This window comes from Reyranella sp. (assembly GCF_965227665.1).
GTDB lineage: Bacteria > Pseudomonadota > Alphaproteobacteria > Reyranellales > Reyranellaceae > Reyranella.
Window position 1 is genome coordinate 3,576,623 of record NZ_OZ245767.1, and the last position, 22,625, is coordinate 3,599,247.

Here is a 22,625-nt window from a genome sequence, read left to right on the forward strand (position 1 = left end):
CTGGGACGGACTCGCCCGGTCGAGCCCCGTTCGCTCTTTCCTGTCGATTAGGAAGCGACGACCCGATTGTCGGCGCCAATCGCCTCGAGGTTGAAGGCCGCGGCGATGAGCGCCTGGGTGTAAGGCGTCTGCGGCGCTTCGAAGATCTGCGTCGCCGGTCCGCGCTCGACCACCTTGCCGTGACGCAGCACGACGACTTCGTCGGCCAACGCCCGCACGACCTTGAGGTCGTGGCTGATGAAAAGATAGGCAAGCTTGTGGCGCTGCTGCAGGTCGCGCAGCAGATCGACGATCTGCGCCTGCACGCTCATGTCGAGCGCCGAGGTCGGCTCGTCGAGCACGATCAGGCGCGGCTTCAGGACAAGGGCGCGGGCGATCGAAATGCGCTGGCGCTGGCCGCCCGAGAATTCGTGCGGGTAGCGCTCGCGGCTGGACGGATCGAGCCCGACCTCGCGCAGCACCTGGTCGATCAGGCTGTTGCGCTCCTGCTTCGTGCCGATGCCGTGGACTTCGAGCCCCTCGCCCACGATCTCGCCGACCGACATGCGCGGGCTGAGCGAGCTGAAAGGATCCTGGAAGACGATCTGCATCTCGCGGCGCATCGGCCGCAGCTCGCGCTGGCCGAGCCCCTGCAGCTCGCGGCCGTCGAATTGGATGCCGCCCTCGCTGCGTTCGAGGCGGAGCAGGGCGAGGCCAAGCGTCGTCTTGCCCGATCCCGATTCGCCGACCAGCCCGATCGTGTGGCCCTCGCGCAAGGCGAGGCTGACGCCGTCGACCGCCTTCACGTGGCCGACCGTGCGGCGCATCACGCCGCGCCGGATCGGGAAATGCACCTTGAGATCGTCGAGCCGCAGGATCTCGGGTGCGGCTGGATCCGCGGCCGCCGGACGGCCCTTCGGTTCGGCCGAGAGGAGGTGCTGGGTGTAGCTGTGCTGCGGCCGGTCGAAGACCTCGGCCACCGGGCCCTGCTCGACGATCTGCCCCTTGGTCATCACGCACACCCGGTCGGCCATCTTGCGCACGATGCCGAGGTCGTGGGTGATGAAGAGCAGCGCCATGCCGTAGCGCGCCTGCAGCGATTTCAGCAGCTTCAGGATCTGCGCCTGGATGGTGACGTCGAGCGCGGTCGTGGGCTCGTCGGCGATCAGCAGGTCGGGCTCGTTGGCGAGCGCCATGGCGATCATCACGCGCTGGCGCTGGCCGCCCGAGAGCTGGTGCGGGTAGGCGTCGAGGCGATTGGCGGCGTCGGGGATGCCGACTTGTTCGAGCAGTTCGAGCGTGCGCTTGCGCGCCGCCTCGCGCGACAGGCCCTTGTGCAGGATCAGCACCTCGTTCACCTGCCGCTCGATCGTGTGCAGCGGGTTGAGCGAGGTCATCGGCTCCTGGAAGATCATCGAGATCCGGTTGCCGCGCACCGACAACAGTTCTCGCGTCGAGGCGCCGACCAGCTCCTTGCCCTGGAAGCGGATGCTGCCCGTGGGATGGCTGGCCGCCGGATAGGCGAGCAGCTGCAGGACCGACAGCGCCGTCACCGACTTGCCGGAGCCCGATTCGCCCACCAGTGCGACGGTCTCACCGCGCCTGATGTCGAAGCTGACGCCGCGGACCGCGCGCACCGCCTTGTCGCCGGTACCGAAGTTGACGGAGAGGTCCTTGACCTCGAGCAGGAGAGGGTCGCTCACGCCAGCACCTTGCGCGGATTGAAGGCGTCACGCACCGCCTCGCCGATGAACACCAGCAGCGACAGCATGAGGGCGATCACAAAGAAGCCGGTGAAGGCGAGCCAGGGGGCGTTCAGGTTGTTCTTGCCCTGCAGCAGCAGCTCGCCGAGCGAGGGCGAGCCCACCGGCAGGCCGAAGCCCAGGAAGTCGAGCGAGGTCAGCGTCGTGACCGAACCCGCCAGGATGAACGGCAGGAAAGTCAGGCTCGCCGTCATCGCATTGGGGAGGATGTGCCGGAACATGATGCGCGCATCCATCATACCCAGGGCGCGGGCCGCCCGGACATAGTCGAAATTGCGACCGCGCAGGAATTCGGCGCGCACCAGCCCGACCAGCGCCATCCAGCTGAACAGCAGCATGATGCCCAGCAGGACCCAGAAGCCCGGCTGGATGAAGCTCGCCAGGATGATCAGCAGATAGAGGGTCGGCATGCTCGACCAGATTTCGAGGAAGCGCTGCATCAGGAGGTCGACCACGCCGCCGAAATAGCCCTGCACCGCGCCGGCGGCGATGCCGATCACCGTGCTGGCCAATGTGAGGACCAGGCCGAACAGGACGGAGATGCGGAACCCGTAGATGAGGCGGGCCATCACGTCGCGGCCGCTGTCGTCGGTACCCAGCCAGTGCTGCCGCGAGGGCGGCTGCAGGGTCGTGCGCCCTTCGCCCTTCAGCACCGTGTCGTAGCTGTAGGGAATCGGCGGCCAGAGGATCCAGCCCTTCGCCTCGATCAGCTTCTGCACCTCCGGGTCGGAATAGACGGTGTTGGTCGGGAAATCGCCACCGAAGGTCGTTTCGGGATAGTCCCTCACCAGGGGCGAGTAGAAGGCGCCATCGTAGCTTATGAGGATCGGCTTGTTGTTGGCCAGGAACTCGGCGAACAGCGAGACGAAGAACAGCAGCCCGAAGACCGCGAGCGAGATCATGCCGCGCTTGCTGGAGCGGAACGCCGCGAGCCGGCGCCGGTTCATCGGGTTCATCAGGAACGTCCCTCGAAATCGATCCGGGGGTCGACCACGGTGTACATGATGTCGCCCAGGATCCCCATCACGAGGCCGATCAGGCCGAAGAAGTAGAGCGTGCCGAACATGATCGGATAGTCGCGGTTGAGCGCCGCCTCGAAGCCCAGCAGGCCGATCCCGTCGAGAGAGAAGATCACCTCGATCAGCAGCGAGCCGGTGAACAGCACGCCCACGAAGGCGGCGGGAAAGCCCGCGATCACGATCAGCATGGCGTTGCGGAAGACGTGACCGTAGAGCACGCGTCGCTCGATCAAGCCCTTGGCACGGGCGGTCAGCACATATTGCTTGTGGATCTCCTCGAGGAACGAGTTCTTCGTGAGGAAGGTGAGCGTGGCGAAGCCGCCGATCACCATGGCGCCGATCGGCAGCGCCATGTGCCAGAAATAGTCGAGCACCTTGTCGATGGGCCCGAGCGAACTCCAGTCGTCGGAGACGAGACCGCGCAGCGGGAACCACTTGAGATAACCGCCGCCGGCGAAGAGCACGACGAGCAGGAGGGCGAACAGGAATCCCGGGATGGCGTTCAACACGATGAGGGTGGTCGAGGTCGAGACGTCGAAGCGCGAGCCGTCGCGCACGGCCTTGGCGATCCCGAGCGGAATCGACACCATGTAGATCAGCAGCGTCGTCCAGAGGCCGAGCGAGATCGACACCGGCATCTTCTCGATGATGAGGTCGACGACCCGCTTGTTGCGGAAGAAGCTCTCGCCGAAATCGAAGACGAGGTAGTTCTTCATCATCAGCACGAAGCGCTCGCCCATCGGCTTGTCGAAGCCGTACATCTTCTCGATGCGCTCGATCAGGTCGCGCGGCAGGCCGCGCGCGCCGCGATAGGTGCCGCTCGAGGAGTCCGATCCCGACTTGCGCAGGGTCTCGCCGCCGCTCGAGCTGCCCGAGAAGCGCTCCGTGGCGTCCACGGCGGTGCCCTGGATCTGGGACAGCATCTGCTCGACCGGGCCGCCGGGAGCGGCCTGGATGATGAAGAAGTTGACCACCATGATGCCGAACAGGGTCGGCACCACCAGCATGAGGCGTCGCAGGATGTAGGCGATCATGGAGCGGCCGGACGCCTACTTCCTGTCACGCTGCAGGGCGCGGTCCTTGGCCTCGTCGATCCACCAGGTATCGAAGGCGACCGGGGCGTATTTCGCGCTCCTGGCCGGCCGGCCGAACCGGTTCCAGTAGGCGACGTAGGCGGTGTTGCTGTGCCAGTTGGGCACGACGAAGCTGCTCCACAGCAGCACGCGGTCGAGCGCGCGCGTGACGTTGATCAGGCTTTCGCGGTCGGGCGCGCCGATCAGGGTCTCGATGAGGGAATCGATCGCGGCATCCTTGATGCCGATCGTGTTGCGGCTGCCCTTGCTGTCGGCGGCGGTCGAGCCCCAGAAGTCGCGCTGTTCGTTGCCCGGGGACAGCGACTGGCCGAAGCTGTCGACCATCATGTCGAAGTCGAATTCGTCCTCGCGACGCTTGAACTGTGCGGTGTCGACCGTCCGCACGGTCATGTCGATGCCGATGCGCTCGAGGTTCTGCTTGTAGGGCAGGACGACGCGCTCGAAGCTGGCGTCGCCCAGGAGCATCTCGAAGGCGAGCTTCCGGCCCGTCTTCGTCTCCGTCATCTTGCCGTCCTTGATCTCCCAGCCGGCTTCCTTGAGGAGGGCCAGCGACTTCCGCGCGAGGTCGCGGACATTGCCCGTCCCGTCGGTCTCCGGCAGCACGAACTCCTTGGTGAAGACCTCTTCCGGAATCTTGCCGCGCAGCGGTTCGAGGTACTTCAGTTCCGCGGCGGTCGGCAGGCCCGACGAGGCGAGCTCGGAGTTCCCGAAGAACGAGATGTTCCTCTTGTACATGCCGTAGAAAAGATTCTTGTTCGCCCACGCGAAGTCGAACATCGTCGAAATCGCCTCGCGCACACGCTTGTCCTTGAAATAGTCGCGGCGCGTGTTGAAGGCAAAGCACTGCATACCGGTCGGCAGTTCGTGCGGGATCTCGGCGCGCTGGATGCGGCCGTCGCGCACCGCCGGGATGTCGTAGGCCGTCGCCCAGTTGCGCGCGATGTTCTCCTGACGCATGTCGAGGTCGCCGCCCTTGAACGCCTCGAACTGGACGGTGACGTCGCGATAATACTCGTAGCGGATCACGTCGAAGTTGTTGCGGCCGCGATTCATCCAGAGGTCCTTCGCCCACCAGTCGTCGACCCGGCGATAGGCGATGGAGCGGCCGACATCGAAGGACTCGACCTTGTAGGGGCCGCTGCCGAGCGCGGGCTCGAGCGACACCTTCTCGAAGTCGCGGCCGGCCCACCATTTGGAGGGCAGGATCGGGAGCTGGCCGATGATCAGCGGCAGCTCCTTGTTGGTGTTGTCGCGGAAGGTGAACTTCACCTTGCGGTCGCCAACCTTCTCGGCCTTCAGCACGTCGTTGTAGTAGAAGGCGTAATTCGGCAGGCCTTTCGACTTCAGGATGTCGAGCGAGAAGATCACGTCCTCGACCGTGATCGGGCTGCCGTCGTGCCAGCGCGCCTGCGGCCGGAGCGTGAAGGCCGCCCACGACCGGTCCTCGGGCCATTCGATCGTTTCGGCGATCAGCCCGTATTCGGTCGAGGCTTCGTCGCGCGAATTCCAGCACAGCGTGTCCCAGAGCTGGCTGATGCCGGCGGCCGGGACGCTCTTCACGATGAAGGGATGCAGGGAATCGAAGGTGCCGCGGGCGCCCAGCCGGACGGTGCCGCCCTTGGGGGCGCTGGGGTTCACATAGTCCGGCGGGCCGGCATCGGCCTTGTACTTGGGCTCGCCGTGCATGGCGAAACCGTGACTGACATGGATCGTATCCGCCGCAGCCTTGGCGCCCGGGGAGGCTCCCGGGGCGGGCGCCGCCGGGCCCTGCGCCCGCAGGATCGCCGGTGCGCCGACCCAGAGGGCCGCGCCGCCTGCCAATATGCTGCGCCGTTTGATCGCCATGTAGTGCGCTCCCCAGCCTGTCCGGTCTCGTTTCATATATAGCGCGAGGGAGTTGGGCGGCACTATGGCCGGGCGGTTACATCGGGGTCAGGTTTCCCAATGGCTGGAACGCAGGCTTTGGCGTGCCTGCCCGACATATCGTCCTGCGAACACCGGCGTCTGTACGTTTGACTTCGCACGCCCCAGCGCTCAACTTTCCTTCATGACCGACACCATGAATTTCGCGCCTGATTTCGACACGCCCCTCGAATACATGCGCCGCACCCGCGAGTATTACCTCGCCCTGGGTTACGACAATCCCTACCGCTGGGCCCATTATGTCGACGCGCCCTTCACGCCGCTGAAGAAGCCGCTGAAGGACAGCACGGTCGCGCTGATCTCCACGGCGGCACCCTACCAGCCCGACAAGGGCGACCAGGGTCCGGGCGCGCTCTACAACGCCGCCGCCAAGTACTACACCGTGCTCTCCGGCGACACGGCGGTCGATCACGACATGCGCATCAGCCATATCGGCTACGATCGCAAGCATACGACGGCGACCGACAGCAACACCTGGTTCCCGCTGCCGCTGATGCGCAAGCTGGCGGGGCAGGGGCGGTTCAAGCTCGCGAAGCGCTTCCATGGCGCGCCGACCAATCGCAGCCAGCGCGTCACCCTGGAGACCGATGCCCCCGAGATCCTCGCCCGGTGCCGTGAAGACGGCGTCGATGCAGCGGTGATCGTGCCGAACTGCCCGGTCTGCCACCAGACCTCGACCCTGGTTGCGCGCCACCTCGAGCGCAACGGCATCGCGACGGTGGTCATGGGCTGCGCCAAGGACATCGTCGAGCTTGCCGGCGCGCCGCGCTTCCTGTTCAGCGACTTCCCGCTCGGCAATGCCTGCGGCAAGCCGCACGAGCCCGACACCCAGGCCTTCACGCTCGACCTGGCGCTGCGGGTGCTGGAAAGCGCCGTCGGCCCGCGCACCACGGTTCAGTCGCCGCTGCGCTGGACCGAGGACGGCGACTGGAAGAACGACTACAACAACATCTCGCGCATGAGTCCGGAAGAGATCGCCAAGCGGCGCGCCGAATTCGACAAGATCAAGCAGGTCGCCCTCGGCCAGCGTCAAAAAGCCGGCGTCGCCTAAGGATCTTCGAGATGAGCAAGCCGTTTGCCGGCGTAAAGGTCGTCGATTTCACGCGCGTGCTGGCGGGGCCCTACAGCTCCTACCAGCTCGCCCTGCTCGGCGCCGAGGTGGTCAAGATCGAGTCGCGCGAAGGCGACGACATGCGCTTCGGCACCCGGTCGAACGACTGGGAGAAGCGCGGCCTGGCGGCGCCCTGGGTGGCGGTCAACGGCAACAAGCGCTCGATTACGCTCGACCTCAAGCAGCCCAAGGCGATCGAGGTCGTGAAGCGCCTGGTCGAGACGGCGGACGTGGTCGTCGAGAACTTCCGGCCGGGCGTCATGGACAAGCTCGGCATCGGCTACGAGACGCTGAAGAAGATCAATCCCCGGCTGATCTACTGCGCCGTGTCGGGCTTCGGCCAGGTCGGCCCTGAGTCCAAGACCGCGGCCTTCGACGGCATGATCCAGGCCATGTCAGGCCTGATGTCGATCACCGGCTTCGAGAACAACGGCCCCACCCGCGTGGGCTTCGCCGGCGCCGACGTGATGTCGGGCGCCACGGCCGCCCTCGGCATCGCCTCGGCGCTGTACCAGCGCACGCATACCGGCACGGGCCAGCTCGTCGACGTCGCCATGATCGACGCGGTGATGGGCTATCTCGCCCAGCAGTTCACCGAGCACCTGATGACCGGCCGGGTCCACGGCCAGGCGGCCAACCTGTCGGTGACGCGCAAGCCCACGGGCAATCTCTTCAAGACGAAGGACGGCTGGATCGTGCTGGCCGTCATGACCGATCCGCAGTTCAAGCGCCTGATGAAGGTGCTGGGCCGCGAGGAGGTGCTGGACGATCCTCGCTTCGTCGACTGGGGCACGCGCATCGCCAACAACACCGCTCTGCACGAGATCGTCGAGGGGGCGATGAAGACCGAGGATTCGGGGGTCTGGATCGAGCGCTTCGCCAAGGCCGACGTGCCGGCCGGCCGCGTCCACAGCATCCCGGAGACCGCGCAGCTCGATCTCTTCAAGCACCGCACGGTTCTGCAGACCGTCGAGACCGAGCATGGTCCGATCAAGGTTGTCGGCTCGGGCTTCCGGCTGGAACATGGCGGCGGCTCGATCGACCGCCCGCCGGCGACGCTCGGCCAGCACACCGACGAGGTGCTGAAGGAAGCCGGCTATTCCGACGCCGACATCGCCGAGATGCGTGCCGGCCAGGTCGTCTAGCGCGACAATAACAGGGGCCTACGCCGTCACTGGCGCAGGCGCGGGCCCTTCCAGGTCAGCTCGTAGTTCAGCTGCACGCGGTACTCCGTATAGGAGGTGACCGTGTCGTTGAGGTACCGATCCACGAAGGCGACGCGGTTGCGCAGGTTGAACGGCTTCAGCCAACCGGGCGCGTTCGGCATGGCGTCGCCTCGGATCGCCAGCTCGAGATCGTATTCCCAGTTGTTGGAGAGCGACGTGTGCGTCTGGGGATTGACCGAGTTGCCGCCGTAGGTCGCCGTCGCGAGGAAGATCACGCCGGGAAGACCAGCGCCCTTGAAATCGTAGCTGGCGCCCGCGGTCACGGCCATTTCGCCGGCCCGGTTGAAGTCCAGCGACTGCATCTTGTTGTAGCCGATGAAGATGCCGTAGGGGTTGCGCCAGGCCGCGGCCGAGCCGATCTGCGTGTAGGACACGCGGAAAGCCATCGGCCCCCAGAAGGCATCGGCGCGGAAGCCGCCCCAGAAGGTGCTGAAGGGGTGGCCGGTGAGGAGGTTCATGCCGTTGCTGCCCTGCACCGCGAATTGCGCGGCGAGCTGGACGCGGAGGTCTTCGTTCACCTTGATCGTACCGCCGGCATCGGCATAGCTGGACCACAGGATATCCGGGACATAGTAGGTCGAGGCGCGGACCTGCACCTCGTTCATGTTGCCGTACTTCACGCTGAAGAGGCCCATGCCCTTGTTCACGTGCGACGCGCCGGCTGCTTGGCCCATGTTGATGAAGGCGGAGTCGTCGCGGGGTTTCATGGCGGCCACGTAGCCCGCGAAGTAGTTGACCGGTCCGAGCACGCCGCGCAGCGCATAGGCCTCGAACGTCTGCGGGATCTCGCGATTGTCGCGTGGATTGACCTCGAGTTCGTCGACAATCTGCCGGAAGACCGTGGCCGTCTGTCTATTCCAGCGGGCCGAGGCGTAGGCCTGGCCCAGGGTGAAGAAGCCGTATCCTCCGCGCTTGAGAAGCGACGTGCCGTCAGAGGTGGTGATACGGCCCTGCGGTGCCCAGAGGGGTTGGGTCGTGTAACCGACGGCGCCGAGCTGCAGCGTGTCGTAGAACCATCCGGTCTGCAGGCCGACCCAGCCGCCCGTGACGATGGCAGCCGAACTGGGAGGCCTCTGGTTCTGACGGTCGAACAGGTAGCTGCGCAGGTGCAGGGCGGCTGTCGCTTCATCGTAGAGAAAGCGCTGCAGTTCCACGCCGAGCCGGGACGTCGGTGCCTCCGCGGGCGGTGCGCTTTCCTGCGCAAAGGCGGATTGCACCGGCGCCATCGCGAGCAGGGCCAATGCCAGCCCGCCCGGCTTGCCAGCTGACGTCACTGTTCGCATCATTGGCTTCCCCTCTCCGGGGGAGTTTCTTAGGGGGGCACGTTAAGTGAGCATATCCTGAGCCTTGACAGTTGCAGCATTACATTCTCGCCCGCTCGGAAATCCTGAAAGATTCACTCGAGGCGTGAACGCTCCAGGGAGCGTCGAGAAGTCTCTTTTGTCGTCCTGAGCGCAGCGAAGGATCGCACGCCGGGCTCGTAGTCGTCTGGGCATTCCGTTAGGTGCTTCGCTCCGCTCGGGGCGACAGTAGCGCCTTTACAGACGAAGGCGCGGGCCCTTCCAGGTCAGCTCGTAGTTCAGCTGCACGCGGTACTCCGTATAGGAGGTGACCGTGTTGTTGAGGTACTGATCCACGAAGGCGACGCGGTTGCGCAGGTTGAACGGCTTCAGCCAACCGGGCGCGTTCGGCATGGCGTCGCCCCGGATCGCCAGTTCGAGATCGTACTCCCAGTTGTTGGAGAGCGACGTGTGCGTCTGGGGATTGACCGAGTTGCCGCCGTAGGTCGCCGTCGCGAGGAAGATCACGCCGGGAAGACCCACGCCCTTGAAATCGTAGCTGGCGCCCGCGGTCACGGCCATCTCGCCGGCCCGGTTGAAGTCGAGTGACTGCATCTTGTTGTAGCCGATGAAGATGCCGTAGGGGTTGCGCCAGGCCGCGGCCGAGCCGATCTGCGTGTAGGACACGCGGAAAGCCATCGGCCCCCAGAAGGCATCGGCGCGGAAGCCGCCCCAGAAGGTGCTGAAGGGGTGGCCGGTGAGGAGGTTCATGCCGTTGCTGCCCTGCACCGCGAATTGCGCGGCGAGCTGGACGCGGAGTTCTTCGTTCACCTTGATCGTACCGCCGGCATCGGCATAGCTGGACCACAGGATATCCGGGACATAGTAGGTCGAGGCGCGGACCTGCAGGTCGTTCATGCTGCCGTACTTGGCGCTGAAGAGGCCCATGCCCTTGTTCACGTTCGGCGCGCCGGCCGCTTCGCCCATGTTGATGAAGGCCGAGTAGTCGCGCGGCTTCATCGCCGCCACGTAGCCCGCGAAATAATTGACCGGCCCGAGCGCGCCGCGCAGCGCATAGGCCTCGAACGTCTGGGGAATCTCGCGGTCGTCGCGCGGATTCACCTCGAGTTCGTCGACATATTGCCGGAAGACCGTGACGGTCTGCTTGTTCCAGCGGGCCGAAGCATAGGCCTGGCCGAGCGTGAAGTAGCCGTATCCCCCCGGCTTGAGCAGCGACGTGCCGTCGGAGGTGGTGTCGCGGCCCTGCGGTGCCCAGACCGGTTGTGTCGTGTAGCCCACGGCGCCGAGCTGCAGCGTATCGTAGAACCATCCGGTCTGCAGGCCGACCCAACCGCCGGTGACGGCCGCGGCCGGATTGGGTGGCCTCTGGTTCTGACGGTCGAACAGATAGCTGCGCAGGTGCAGGACGGCCGTCGCCTCATCGTAGAGAAAGCGCTGGAGTTCCACCTTGAGGCCGGAAGCCGGCGGCTCCACCGGGGCCGTATGGTCCTGGCCGTAGCCGGCCTTGACCGGCGTCATCGCGAACAACGCCAAAGCCAGACCGCCTACCGTTCCGGCAGACGTCAGTGCTCGCAACATCGGCTCCCCCGGGCTCTCGCAAGGAGATGCTTAGAGGGAGGCCGTTAAAGAATTGCGCCAAGCAGGCGACAGTTCGCGAACGCCGGTGAGGGACGCTTGTCGCAGGCCCGCGACCGCTCTAGGTTTGCGCTGTCCAAGGGGGGTCCCGACAAGGGGCTGAGATACCGATGGTCGCCAGTCCAACTGGCGTCGGCGCGGTGACCCTTTGAACCTGATCCGGGTCATGCCGGCGAAGGGACTGGATACATCCTTTGCGCGACAAAACACCGGATCTCCGTCTGCCAACCAGCCACGGGAGATCCATCATGGACACCATCGTCACCGCCACCGCCCCGACCGTCACGACGGGGCCGCTGCCTGCATCCCGCAAGGTCTACGCAAACCCCGAAGCGGCCCCCGACCTGCGCGTTCCCTTGCGTGAAATCGAGCTGTCATCGCCGGCCGAACCACCCGTGCGCGTCTACGATACGACCGGTCCCTACACCGACAAGGATATTGCGATCGACGTGCGCAAGGGCCTCGCCCAGACCCGGCGCGCCTGGGTCCTCGAGCGCGGCGGCGTCGAGGAATATGCCGGCCGGGCCATTCAGCCGATCGACAACGGTAACGTGAAGGAATCGGTGCTGCGGCCGTTTCCCCAGACGCCGCGGCCGCTGCGCGGCCTCGACGGCCGGCCGATCACCCAGTTCGAATGGGCGCGCGCCGGCGTCATCACCAAGGAGATGATCTACGTCGCGGCGCGCGAGAACCTCGGCCGCAAGCAGGTCCTCGACGAGGCCGAGGCGCGGCTGGCCGACGGCGAGAGCTTCGGCGCGGCGCTGCCCGCGTTCATCACGCCGGAATTCGTGCGTCAGGAAGTGGCGGCCGGCCGCGCCATCATCCCCGCCAACATCAACCACACCGAACTCGAGCCGATGATCATCGGCCGGAACTTCCTGGTGAAGATCAACGCCAACATCGGCAACTCGGCCGTTTCCTCGTCGATGGAGGAGGAGGTCGAGAAGATGGTGTGGGCGATCCGCTGGGGTGCCGACACCGTCATGGACCTCTCGACCGGCCGCAATATCCACGACACCCGCGAATGGATCGTGCGCAATGCGCCGGTGCCGATCGGCACCGTACCGATCTACCAGGCGCTGGAGAAGGTGGGCGGCGATCCGACCAAGCTGTCGTGGGAGGTCTTCCGCGACACCTTGATCGAGCAGGCCGAGCAGGGCGTCGACTACTTCACCATCCATGCCGGCGTGCGCCTCGCGCATGTGCCGCTGACGGCCAGCCGGGTCACCGGCATCGTGAGCCGCGGCGGCTCGATGATGGCGCAATGGTGCCTCACCGAGCATCGCGAGAGCTTCCTCTACGAGCATTTCGGCGACATCTGCGACATCATGCGCAAGTACGATGTCTCGTTCTCGCTGGGAGACGGGCTGCGCCCGGGCTGCAACGCCGACGCCAACGACGCCGCCCAGTTCGCCGAGCTGGAAACGCTGGGCGAGCTCACCAAGGTCGCCTGGGACAAGGGTTGCCAGGTCATGATCGAGGGGCCGGGCCATGTGCCCATGCACAAGATCAAGGCCAACATGGACAAGCAGCTGCGCGAATGCGGCGAGGCGCCGTTCTACACGCTGGGGCCGCTCGTCACCGACATCGCGCCCGGCTACGACCACATCACGTCCGGCATCGGCGCCGCCATGATCGGCTGGTTCGGCACGGCGATGCTCTGTTACGTCACGCCCAAGGAGCATCTCGGCCTGCCGGATCGAGATGATGTGAAGGTGGGGGTGATCACCTACAAGATAGCGGCTCATGCGGCCGATCTGGCCAAGGGCCATCCGGCGGCCCGCCTGCGCGACGACGCCCTGTCGCGCGCGCGGTTTGACTTCCGCTGGCGCGACCAGTTCAACCTCTCGCTCGATCCCGCCACGGCCGAAAAGTTCCACGACGAGACCATGCCCAAGGAGGCCCACAAGACCGCGCATTTCTGCTCGATGTGCGGTCCGAAGTTCTGCTCCATGCGTATCACCCAGGACATCCGGGACTACGCGAAGAAGGGCATGGACGAGATGAGCGCCAAATTCCGTGCCGGGGGCGGCAGCCTCTACGTCGCGGACAAGCCCGCCGACTAGGGGCGCTTTAGTTCGGGGTCCGAGGGGTCTTTTCGGCCTCTCGGACGTTGCACTCCCCGGTCAGCGCCTGTCGCCTTGCGTCTGCCATTTACGTGGGGGAGACTCCGCGCGCTCAGCTCGTATGTGAAGCGAGCTGAATTTTCTGGGGTGTATGAGACGAATGAAGCGGCTGCGAACCCTTCTCGGGATCGGTTTCGGGCTGGCCGTGGTGGCTGGCGCGGGCTGGTACATTTCGCAGTCGGGCACGGCGCCGCCTGCTCGCCCGGCCGCCGGGCGCTTTGCGGCGGGCGCGGCGGTGCCTGTGGGCGTGGCCACCGCTGCCAAGGGTGAAATCCCCATCGTGCTGCGCGCGCTGGGCACGGTGACGCCCCTCCAGACCGTCAACGTGAAGACCCAGATCACGGGCCAGCTGACCGAGGTCTATTTCCAGGAAGGCCAGATGGTCAAAAAGGGCGAGCTGCTCGCCCAGGTCGACCCGCGCCCCTACGAGGTGGCCCTGCAGCAGGCGATCGGCCAGCAGCAGCGCGACGAGGCGCTTCTCAAGAACGCGCAGATGGATCTCGAACGCTACCGCAAGCTGGTGCAGCAGGATTCGATCGCGCGGCAGCAATACGACACGCAGATGTCCCTGGTGCGCCAGTACGAGGCCGCGCTGGTCATCGACCAGGCACAGGTCGACGCCGCCAAGCTCAACGTCACCTATACGAAAATCGTCGCGCCGCTCACCGGCAAGATCGGCCTGCGCATGGTCGACAAGGGCAACTACGTCACCATGGGCGATGCCAGCAGCATCTGCGTCATCATCCAGGTGGAGCCCATCTCGGTCCTGTTCACGATCCCCGAGGATTCCCTCCCGCTGGTACGGCAACGGCTGAAGACGGGTGAGAATCTCGAAGTGCGCGTGCTCGACCGCTCGCAGAAGAACGAGCTGGCTGTCGGGCGGCTCGACACGACCGACAACGTGATCGACCTCACGACCGGCACGGTGAAGCTGCGCGCCATCTTCGACAATACCGACGAATCGCTGTTCCCCAACCAGTTCGTGAACGTCCGCCTGCTGGCTGACACGGTGAAAGATGCCGTCGTCGTGCCCGTCGCCGCCATCCAGCGCGGCCAGCCCGGCACCTTCGTCTACCTGGCGAAGGCCGACGATTCGGTGGAGATCCGGGTCGTGGAACTTGGCGCGACCGACGGCGAGAAGGTGGCGATCCTCAAGGGCCTGAAGGTTGGCGATCAGGTCGTGATCGACGGCGTCGACCGGCTGCGCGATGGCGCCAAGATACGCAAGCCGACGCCAGCGCCGCGCGCCTCGGCGGGACCGCCGGTCGCCAGCGCGCCGCCCGATGCCCAGGCCCCGGCCGAGGGCCAGCGCCGGCGTCAGCAGGCCAACGGTGGTAGTGGAGCCAATCCCGGCAGCGGCGTCGGCCGGCCGGCCACGCAAACCAACCAGTAGCGTCGCCGCGACATGAATCCGTCGCGGATCTTCATCGAGCGGCCGGTCGCGACCTCGCTCTTCATGGTCGCGATCATGCTGGTCGGCATCATCGCGTACCGCTTCCTGCCGCTCTCCGCCCTGCCGCAGGTCGACTATCCGACGATCCGCGTCCTGACACTCTACCCCGGAGCCAGCCCGGAGGTGATGACCACCTCGGTCACCGCGCCGCTCGAGCGCCAGTTCGGCCAGATGCCCGGCCTCAACCAGATGACGTCGACCAGCTCGGCCGGCGCCTCGTCGATCACCCTGCAGTTCGATCTGAAGCTCGGCCTCGACATCGCCGAGCAGCAGGTCCAGGCGGCGATCAATGCCGCGGGCAATCTCCTGCCGGGCGATCTGCCGTCGCCCCCGACCTACGCCAAGTTCAATCCGGCCGATGCGCCGGTGCTGACGCTCGCCGTCACCTCGAAGACCGAGCCGCTCACCAAGGTCCACGATCTGGTCGACACGCGGCTGGCCCAGAAGATCTCGCAGCTTCCGGGCGTCGGCCTCGTGAATCTCGAAGGTGGCCAGAAGCCCGGCGTCCGCATCCGCGCCAACCCGACCGCGCTCGCCGCCTACGGCCTCAACATCGACGATCTGCGCACCACCATCTCCAACGCCAACGTCAACACGCCCAAGGGCAACTTCGACGGGCCGGCGCGCGCGCTCACCATCAACGCCAACGACCAGATCACCGATCCCGACACCTTCCGCGACATCATCGTGGCCTATCGCAACGGCGCGCCGGTCCGCATCCGCGACGTGGCGACAGTCGAGGAGGGCCAGGAGAATACCCGGATCGCCGCCTGGGCGAACAATACGCAGGCCGTGATCGTCAACGTCCAGCGCCAGCCCGGCGCCAACGTCATCGAGGTCGTCGACCGCATCAAGGCCCTGCTGCCGACCCTGCGCGAGACGCTGCCCAACTCGCTGGACATCACCGTGCTCACCGACCGCACGCTGACCATCCGCGCCTCGGTCCGCGACGTGCAGATAGAACTGGGCTTCGCCGTCATCCTGGTCGTGGCGGTGATCTTCGCCTTCCTGGGCGATGCGCGGGCGACGGTCATCCCGAGCCTCTCGGTGCCGCTGTCGCTGGTCGGCACCCTGGCGGTGATGTATCTCGCCGATTTCAGCCTCAACAACCTGTCGATCATGGCGCTCACCATCGCCACCGGCTTCGTGGTCGACGATGCGATCGTCATGATCGAGAACATCGCGCGCTACATCGAGCGCGGCGAGGATCCCAGGAAGGCGGCGCTCAAGGGCTCTAGACAGATCGCCTTCACCGTCGTGTCGCTCACCGTATCGCTGATCGCGGTGCTGATCCCGCTGCTGTTCATGAGCGACGTGGTCGGCCGACTGTTCAGCGAGTTCGCGGTCACCCTGTCCGTCACGATCCTGATCTCCGCGGTCGTGTCGCTCACCCTCGTGCCGATGCTGTGCGCCCAGTTCCTGCGCCAGCGGCCGCACGCGGCGGGCACGTCCCATGCGGAAGCCACGGTCGAGTCGGAAACCATGGGCAGCGGCTGGTTCTCGCGCCTCATCCGCTTCTACGACCGCTGCCTGATCGTGGTGTTCCGGCACCAGGCGCTCACCCTGCTGGTCGCGGTGGGCACGGTGGTGCTGACGGTGGCGCTCTATGTCGTCATTCCCAAGGGCTTCTTCCCGGTGCAGGACACCGGCCTGATTCAAGCTGTGACCGAGGGGCCGCAGAGTGTCTCCTTCGCCGCGATGAGCGAGCGTCAGCGCGCTCTGGCGGAGGCGATCCTCAAGGATCCCGATGTCGAAAGCCTCACGTCCTTCGTCGGTGTCGACGGCACCAATCCGACGCTCAATTCGGGCCGCATGCTGATCAATCTCAAGCCGCGCAGCGAGCGAACGCTGACGGCGACTCAGGTGATCCGCCGGCTTCAGCAGGAGACGTCGGGCGTTCGTGGCATCTCGCTCTTCATGCAGCCGGCCCAGGATCTCACCATCGATTCGGCGGTGAGCCGCACCCAGTATCAGTTCGTCCTGGAATCGGCCAATGCCGCCGAGTTCGACGTCTGGGTGCCGCGCCTGATGGACCGGCTGGCAAAGCAGCCCGAGCTGATCGACGTCACGAGCGATCTGCAGAACAAGGGCCTGTCGATGTTCATCCGGATCGACCGGGATGCCGCGGCACGCTTCGGCATCACGGCCGCCACGGTCGACAACGTGCTCTACGACGTATTCGGCCAGCGCATCGTCTCGACCGTCTACACCCAGTCCAACCAGTATCGGGTGATCTACGAGGTCGAACCCGAGATGGTGCGCTCGCTCGCCTCGCTCAACGACCTGTACCTGCCGAGTTCGACGGCCGGCAAGCAGGTGCCGCTGTCGGCCATCGCGACCTTCGAGGAGCGCACCGCGCCGCTGCGCCTCGACCGCTACGGCCAGTTCCCGGCCACCACCATTTCCTTCAACCTGGCGCCGGGCTTCGCGCTGGGGCAGGCGGTCGACGCCATCGTCGCCGCCCAGCGCGAGATCGGCATGCCGCGCTCGATCACGACGCATTTCCAGGGCGCGGCGCTGGCCTTCCAGAAGTCGCTCGACAGCCAGCTCCTGCTGATCCTGGCGGCCATCGTCACCGTCTACATCGTGCTGGGTGTGCTCTACGAGAGCTACATCCATCCGATCACGATCCTCTCGACCCTGCCGTCGGCGGGCATCGGCGCGCTGCTCGCGCTGATGCTGGCCGGGACCGACCTCAGCATCGTGGCGATCATCGGCATCGTGCTGCTGATCGGCATCGTGAAGAAGAATGCGATCATGATGATCGACTTCGCGCTCGACGCCGAACGCAACGAGGGCAAGGCGCCGCGCGAGGCGATCCATCAGGCCTGTCTGTTGCGCTTTAGGCCGATCCTCATGACGACGGTCGCGGCCCTGGTCGGTGCGCTGCCGCTGATGCTGGGCACCGGCACGGGCTCGGAGCTGCGCCAGCCGCTGGGTCTCACCATCGTCGGGGGGCTGATCGTCAGCCAGTTGCTGACGCTCTTCACCACGCCGGTGATCTATCTCGCCTTCGACCGGCTGGGCCGTCGCCTGCGCGGCATGCCGCTCGATACGCCGCTCCATCCGCTGCGCGCCAAGACGGGAGAGGGCACGCCGTGAACCTGTCGGCGCCCTTCATTGCGCGCCCCGTCGCCACGACCTTGCTGACGATCGGCCTGGCGCTTGCCGGCCTGGTGGCTTTCTTCGGCCTGCCCGTCTCGCCGCTGCCCAAGATCGACTTCCCGACCATCCAGGTGACGGCGAGCCTGCCCGGCGCCTCGCCGGAAACAGTGGCGACCAGCGTGACGACGCCGCTCGAACGACGGCTGGGCGCGATCGCGGGCGTGACCGAGATCACCTCGTCGAGCACGGTCGGCAATTCGCGCATCACGCTGCAGTTCGACCTGTCGCGCGACATCGACGGCGCCGCGCGCGACGTCCAGGCGGCGATCAGCGCCGCCCGCGCCGACATGCCCGCCGACCTGCGCAGCAATCCGCAGTACCGCAAGATCAATCCCGCCGACGCGCCGGTCATGGTGATCGCGCTCACCTCGAACACGCTGGGCCAGGGCCGGCTGTTCGATGCCGGCTCCAACATCCTGCAGCAGAAGCTCAGCCAGGTGAGCGGGGTCGGCCAGGTGCAGCTGGGCGGCAGTTCACTGCCCGCGGTGAGGGTCGAGCTCAACCCGACGGCGCTCAACAAATACGGGATCGGCCTGGAAAGCGTGCGGGCGGCGCTGGCCGCTGCCAACGCCAACTCGCCCAAGGGCGCCATCGAAGTGGGCGACCGGCGCTTCCAGATCTACTCCAACGACCAGGCGACGGTGGCCGACGAATACCGCTCGCTGATCATCGCCTGGCGCAACGGCGCGCCGGTGCGGCTCTCGGACGTGGCGGAGGTCCTCGATTCGACGGAGAACATCCGCAACGAGGGCCAGGCCAACGGCAAGCGTTCGGTGCTGGTCATCATCTACAAGCAGCCCAACGCCAACATCATCGAGACGGTCGACGAGATAAAGGCGCTGCTGCCCGAGCTGCAGGCCTCGATGCCGAACGACGTCGAGCTGCAGGTCGTGAGCGACCGTACGACCACGATCCGCGCCGCCCTGAAGGAAGTCGAGCAGGCGCTGGTGATCGGGGTCGTGCTGGTGGTGCTGGTGACCTTCGCCTTCCTGCGCTCGGCGCGTGCCGGCTTCATCGCCGCGGTGACCGTGCCGGTGTCGCTGGTCGCCACCTTCGGCGGCATGTACCTGCTGGGCTACAGCCTGAACAACCTGTCGCTGATGGCGCTCACCATCGCCGCGGGCTTCGTGGTCGACGACGCGATCATCGTGCTGGAAAACGTCAGCCGCCATCTCGAGGAGGGCATGTCGCGGATGGAGGCGGCGCTCAAGGGCGCCCGCGAGGTCGGCTTCACTGTCGTGTCCATGAGCATCTCGCTGATCGCCGTCTTCATCCCGATCCTGCTCATGAGCGGCATCGTCGGCCGCCTGTTCCGCGAGTTCGCCGTGACGCTGTCGATGGCGATCCTGATCTCGATGGTCGTGTCGCTCACGACCACGCCCATGATGTGCGCCTATGTGCTGCGGCCGCCGGGCGCCCATCGCGAGCCCGGGTTCCTGGCCCGCCTCAGCGAACGCGGGCTGGGCGGCCTGCAGCGCCTCTATGGCCGCAGCCTCGGGCTGGTGTTGCGCCACCCGCTGCTCACCATGTTCGTCTTTCTGGCGACGGTGCTGCTCAACATCCATCTCTACGTGACGATTCCCAAGGGCTTCTTCCCGCAGCAGGACACCGGCCGCATCATGGGCGGCATCCGCGCCGACCAGAGCATTTCCTTCCAGGCGATGCGCCGAAAGTTCCGGCAGTTCGTCGAGATCGTTCGTTCCGATCCGGCGATCGAGAGCGTCGCCGGCTTCACCGGCGGCGGGCAGACCAACTCGGGCTTCCTCTTCGCGACCCTGAAGCCGCTCAGCGAGCGCGACGCCACGGCCGACCAGGTGATCGCGCGGCTCAGGCCGAAGCTCAACCAGGTCCCCGGCGCCATGTTGTTCCTGCAGGCCGTGCAGGACATCCGGGTGGGCGGCCGCCAGGGCAATGCCCAGTACCAGTTCACCCTGCAGGCGGACTCGCTGCCCGACCTCTATACCTGGGGGCCGCGTCTCACCCAGGCGCTGCAGGCCGATACGTCGGTGATCACCGACGTCGATTCCGACCAGCAGCAGCGCGGGCTGCAGCTCAATCTCACCATCGACCGCGACGCGGCGAGCCGTCTCGGCATATCGACGCGCAACATTTCCGCGACGCTCTACGATGCCTTCGGCCAGCGCCAGGTCTCGACCATCTACAACGCTCTCAACCAGTACCACGTGGTCATGGAAGTGGCGCCGCAATGGTGGGAGAGCCCTGAGTCGCTGAAGGACATCTATGTCAGCAAGTCGGGTGGGGCGCTCAGCGGCACGCAGACGACGGGCAGCATCGCCTCATCGACGACCAGTTCGTCTTCGTCAGGGGCGGCGGGCACGGGCGCGCAGACCATCGATGCGGCGCAGGCGGTGCGGAACCTGCGCACCAACCAGATCGCCGTCAGCGGCCGCGGTTCGGCCTCCACCGGCGCCGCGGTGAGCACGACGCCGGAGACCCTCGTCCCGCTCTCGGCGGTGACGCGCTGGGAGTACGGCACGACGCCGCTCGCGGTGAACCACCAGAGCATGTTCGTCGCCAGCACCGTCTCCTTCAACCTGGCGCCGGGCAAGACCTTGAGCGATGCCGTTCAGTACGTTAACGACACGATGCGCGAGATCGGCGTGCCGACGACTCTGCACGGCTCTTTCCAGGGGACGGCGCGGGCCTTCCAGCAGTCGCTCAACAACCAGCTCCTGCTGGTGCTGGCGGCGCTGGCAGCCGTCTATATCGTGCTGGGCATTCTCTACGAGAGCTACATCCATCCCATCACCATCCTGTCGACCCTGCCCTCGGCCGGGATCGGCGCGCTGCTCGCACTGCAGTTCTCGGGCGTCGAATTCAGCATCATCGCCATGATCGGTGTGCTGCTCTTGATCGGCATCGTGAAGAAGAACGCCATCATGATGATCGACGTGGCGCTGGAGCGCGAACGCGGCGAGGGGCTCGAACCCTCCGTTGCCATCCATCAGGCGGCGATCCTGCGGTTCCGGCCGATCCTCATGACGACCATGGCGGCAATCCTCGGCGCCCTGCCGCTGGCCATCGGCTATGGCGATGGCGCGGAGTTGCGCCGACCCCTCGGCATCTCGATTATCGGCGGCCTCATCGTGAGTCAGATCCTGACCCTGTACACAACACCCGTGATCTACCTCTATCTCGACCGCTTCCGCCGCCGCGACCGCGACCAGCCAAGCCGCGTCGCGCGCGTCATGGGCAGCGGCGGCGTGCCGGCATGAGGCGCAGTGCGGCGCTTCTTCCCCTGCTGCTGGTGTCGGGCTGCCTCGTCGGGCCGGACTACGAGCGCGCGCCGCCGGCCAGTGCCGTGGCCCCACAGTACAAGGAGGCGGAGCTGCCGCCGGGCGCGGCGTCCCTTTTCCGTCCGGCTCAGCCGAGCGACGGTGTGGACCGCGGGCAGTGGTGGCGGGTCTACGGCGACCCGACCCTCGACAGTCTCGCGGCCCAGGTCGATGTGTCGAACCAGAACCTGAAGATCTTCGAGGCCAACTACCGGCGGGCAAGGGCGCTGATCCGCCAGGACCAGTCGGTGCTCTATCCCAGCATCTCCGGCACCGGCGCAGCCCAGCAGACCGGCACCGGCGGCCAGCGCGGCACCGGCACCAGCGCCACCTCGACCGTGACGCGCTACGATTCCACGGTGGGCCAGTTCTCGACCGGCGGCACCCTCACCTGGGAGATCGATCTGTGGGGCACGTTGCGCCGCCAGGTCGAGAGCGATTCGGCGGCGGCACAGGCCAGCGATGCCGATCTCGCCAATGCGCGCCTGTCGGCACAGACCGATCTCGTGACGAACTACGCCTCGCTGCGCATCTCCGACGACCGCAAGCGGCTCTACGAGGCGACCGTGGCGGCCTATCTGCGCTCGATGCAGATCGCGCAGAACCAGGTCGACGCCGGCATCGTCTCGCGGGTCGACCTCGTGCAGGCGCAGACCCAGTACGAGCAGACGCGCGCCCAGCTCGTGAACGAGAGCATCAATCGTGCGCTGCTCGAGCATGCGATCGCGCTCCTGGTCGGCAAGGCGCCGTCGGAAGTGACCATCGAGCCGGCCACGACGCGGCTCACCGTGCCCACGGTCGATTCCGGCGTGCCGTCGACCCTGCTGGAGCGGCGGCCCGACATCGCCTCGGCCGAGCGCCAGATGGCGGCCGCCAATGCGCAGGTCGGCGTCGCCAAGGGTGCCTACTATCCGCAGATATCGCTGGGCGCGACGATCGGCTTCCTGAGCGGCGGCCTGGGGTCGCTGCTGCAGCTCGGCACGGCCGCGTGGTCGGTGGGGCCGCAGATCGCCGGCACCCTGGTCGACGGCGGCGGCATTGCCGCGCAGGTCCAGGGCGCGCGCGCGAGCTACGACGCCACGGTCGCGACCTATCGCCAGACCATCCTGACGGCCTTCCAGCAGGTCGAGGATGCGCTCGCCCAGCAGAGGATCCTGGTCCAGCAGGAGCAGGTCCAGCGTGCCGCGGTTGCCGCCGCCCGGGAAGCCGAGCGGCTCTCCCTCAACCAGTACCGGGTCGGCACCGTTCCCTACACGACCGTGGTGCAGACGCAGGCCGCGGCGCTCTCCGCCGAGCAGGCGCTGCTCACCATCCGCCTCAACCGGCTGGTCGCCAGCGCCAACCTCGTGAAGGCGCTGGGCGGCGGATGGCGACAGGAGGACCTGCCGCCGCCGGTGCCGATCGGCGGCCTGAAGCAGGCCAATCCGGCGCCGCCGGCCTTCCCGCCGCCCGCCGGCCAGACGACAGCCGCCCCGCGGCAGTAGAGAAAATTTTGCTTCTCTGGTCGCAGCCGGCAGGCTCGACCTGTCGTCCG

Annotated in this window: 13 protein-coding genes and 1 riboswitch; of the genes, 7 read left to right on the forward strand and 6 right to left on the reverse strand. The window is 66.4% G+C overall.

Annotation, left to right across the window (positions count from 1 at the left end; all coding sequences use genetic code 11):
* Positions 1-47 precede the first annotated feature (47 nt).
* The 4 genes from ACO07I_RS17215 to ACO07I_RS17230 are packed head-to-tail and all read right to left on the reverse strand — an operon-like array spanning position 48 to position 5,700.
* Positions 48-1,682, reverse strand: coding sequence for an ABC transporter ATP-binding protein (locus ACO07I_RS17215; RefSeq protein ID WP_422009607.1), 1,635 nt, complete (start codon positions 1,680-1,682; stop codon positions 48-50).
* Positions 1,679-2,698 carry an ABC transporter permease gene (locus ACO07I_RS17220; protein ID WP_422009608.1) on the reverse strand — a complete coding sequence of 340 codons (1,020 nt, stop codon included), beginning with the start codon at positions 2,696-2,698 and terminating at the stop codon, positions 1,679-1,681. Before ACO07I_RS17220 ends, ACO07I_RS17215 begins: the two co-directional genes overlap by 4 nt.
* Positions 2,698-3,795: a microcin C ABC transporter permease YejB gene (locus ACO07I_RS17225; RefSeq protein WP_422009609.1), complete on the reverse strand. Its 1,098-nt coding sequence runs from the start codon at positions 3,793-3,795 to the stop codon at positions 2,698-2,700. The genes ACO07I_RS17220 and ACO07I_RS17225 overlap by 1 nt, the downstream gene beginning before the upstream one ends.
* A gap of 15 nt (positions 3,796-3,810) precedes the next feature.
* Positions 3,811-5,700 (reverse strand): extracellular solute-binding protein, encoded by a 1,890-nt coding sequence (locus tag ACO07I_RS17230; protein WP_422009610.1) that lies wholly within the window; start codon positions 5,698-5,700, stop codon positions 3,811-3,813.
* Positions 5,701-5,902: 202 nt separating this feature from the next.
* Here ACO07I_RS17230 and ACO07I_RS17235 point away from each other — a divergent pair, with 202 nt between their 5' ends.
* Positions 5,903-6,829 carry a glycine reductase gene (locus ACO07I_RS17235; protein ID WP_422009611.1) on the forward strand — a complete coding sequence of 309 codons (927 nt, stop codon included), beginning with the start codon at positions 5,903-5,905 and terminating at the stop codon, positions 6,827-6,829.
* A gap of 11 nt (positions 6,830-6,840) precedes the next feature.
* Positions 6,841-8,034 (forward strand): CaiB/BaiF CoA transferase family protein, encoded by a 1,194-nt coding sequence (locus ACO07I_RS17240; RefSeq protein ID WP_422009612.1) that lies wholly within the window; start codon positions 6,841-6,843, stop codon positions 8,032-8,034.
* Positions 8,035-8,060: 26 nt separating this feature from the next.
* Here the strand turns inward: ACO07I_RS17240 and ACO07I_RS17245 are convergent, their stop codons facing one another.
* Both ACO07I_RS17245 and ACO07I_RS17250 read right to left on the reverse strand, forming a co-directional pair.
* Positions 8,061-9,389: an OprD family outer membrane porin gene (locus ACO07I_RS17245; protein WP_422009613.1), complete on the reverse strand. Its 1,329-nt coding sequence runs from the start codon at positions 9,387-9,389 to the stop codon at positions 8,061-8,063.
* 264 nt (positions 9,390-9,653) lie between these two features.
* A complete protein-coding gene (locus tag ACO07I_RS17250) occupies positions 9,654-10,994 on the reverse strand; it encodes an OprD family outer membrane porin (RefSeq protein WP_422009614.1) in 1,341 nt (446 codons plus the stop codon).
* A 126-nt stretch (positions 10,995-11,120) separates the two neighbouring features.
* A riboswitch (TPP riboswitch) is annotated at positions 11,121-11,250 on the forward strand.
* 49 nt (positions 11,251-11,299) lie between these two features.
* Here ACO07I_RS17250 and thiC point away from each other — a divergent pair.
* From thiC to ACO07I_RS17275, 5 genes are all read left to right on the forward strand, one after another.
* Positions 11,300-13,117, forward strand: a complete 1,818-nt coding sequence (gene thiC / locus ACO07I_RS17255) for a phosphomethylpyrimidine synthase ThiC (protein WP_422009615.1) — start codon at positions 11,300-11,302, stop codon at positions 13,115-13,117.
* A gap of 160 nt (positions 13,118-13,277) precedes the next feature.
* Positions 13,278-14,570, forward strand: a complete 1,293-nt coding sequence (locus tag ACO07I_RS17260) for an MdtA/MuxA family multidrug efflux RND transporter periplasmic adaptor subunit (protein ID WP_422009616.1) — start codon at positions 13,278-13,280, stop codon at positions 14,568-14,570.
* Positions 14,571-14,582: 12 nt separating this feature from the next.
* The gene (locus tag ACO07I_RS17265) at positions 14,583-17,732 is read left to right on the forward strand and encodes an MdtB/MuxB family multidrug efflux RND transporter permease subunit (protein ID WP_422009617.1); all 3,150 of its coding nucleotides are present in this window, start codon (positions 14,583-14,585) and stop codon (positions 17,730-17,732) included.
* Positions 17,729-21,031, forward strand: coding sequence for an efflux RND transporter permease subunit (locus ACO07I_RS17270; RefSeq protein WP_422009618.1), 3,303 nt, complete (start codon positions 17,729-17,731; stop codon positions 21,029-21,031). Before ACO07I_RS17265 ends, ACO07I_RS17270 begins: the two co-directional genes overlap by 4 nt.
* On the forward strand, positions 21,028-22,575 hold the full coding sequence (locus tag ACO07I_RS17275) for an efflux transporter outer membrane subunit (protein WP_422009619.1): 1,548 nt from the start codon (positions 21,028-21,030) through the stop codon (positions 22,573-22,575). Before ACO07I_RS17270 ends, ACO07I_RS17275 begins: the two co-directional genes overlap by 4 nt.
* Positions 22,576-22,625: the final 50 nt, after the last annotated feature.

Excerpts from the sequence above, each read along its gene's own strand:
- ACO07I_RS17260 (WP_422009616.1), top strand. The coding sequence starts at position 13,278 with ATGAAGCGGCTGCGAACCCTTCTCGGGATCGGTTTCGGGCTGGCCGTG.
- ACO07I_RS17250 (WP_422009614.1), bottom strand. The coding sequence starts at position 10,994 with ATGTTGCGAGCACTGACGTCTGCCGGAACGGTAGGCGGTCTGGCTTTG.
- ACO07I_RS17235 (WP_422009611.1), top strand. The coding sequence starts at position 5,903 with ATGACCGACACCATGAATTTCGCGCCTGATTTCGACACGCCCCTCGAA.
- ACO07I_RS17265 (WP_422009617.1), top strand. The coding sequence starts at position 14,583 with ATGAATCCGTCGCGGATCTTCATCGAGCGGCCGGTCGCGACCTCGCTC.
- ACO07I_RS17240 (WP_422009612.1), top strand. The coding sequence starts at position 6,841 with ATGAGCAAGCCGTTTGCCGGCGTAAAGGTCGTCGATTTCACGCGCGTG.
- ACO07I_RS17230 (WP_422009610.1), bottom strand. The coding sequence starts at position 5,700 with ATGGCGATCAAACGGCGCAGCATATTGGCAGGCGGCGCGGCCCTCTGG.
- ACO07I_RS17275 (WP_422009619.1), top strand. The coding sequence starts at position 21,028 with ATGAGGCGCAGTGCGGCGCTTCTTCCCCTGCTGCTGGTGTCGGGCTGC.
- ACO07I_RS17220 (WP_422009608.1), bottom strand. The coding sequence starts at position 2,698 with ATGAACCCGATGAACCGGCGCCGGCTCGCGGCGTTCCGCTCCAGCAAG.
- thiC (WP_422009615.1), top strand. The coding sequence starts at position 11,300 with ATGGACACCATCGTCACCGCCACCGCCCCGACCGTCACGACGGGGCCG.
- ACO07I_RS17225 (WP_422009609.1), bottom strand. The coding sequence starts at position 3,795 with ATGATCGCCTACATCCTGCGACGCCTCATGCTGGTGGTGCCGACCCTG.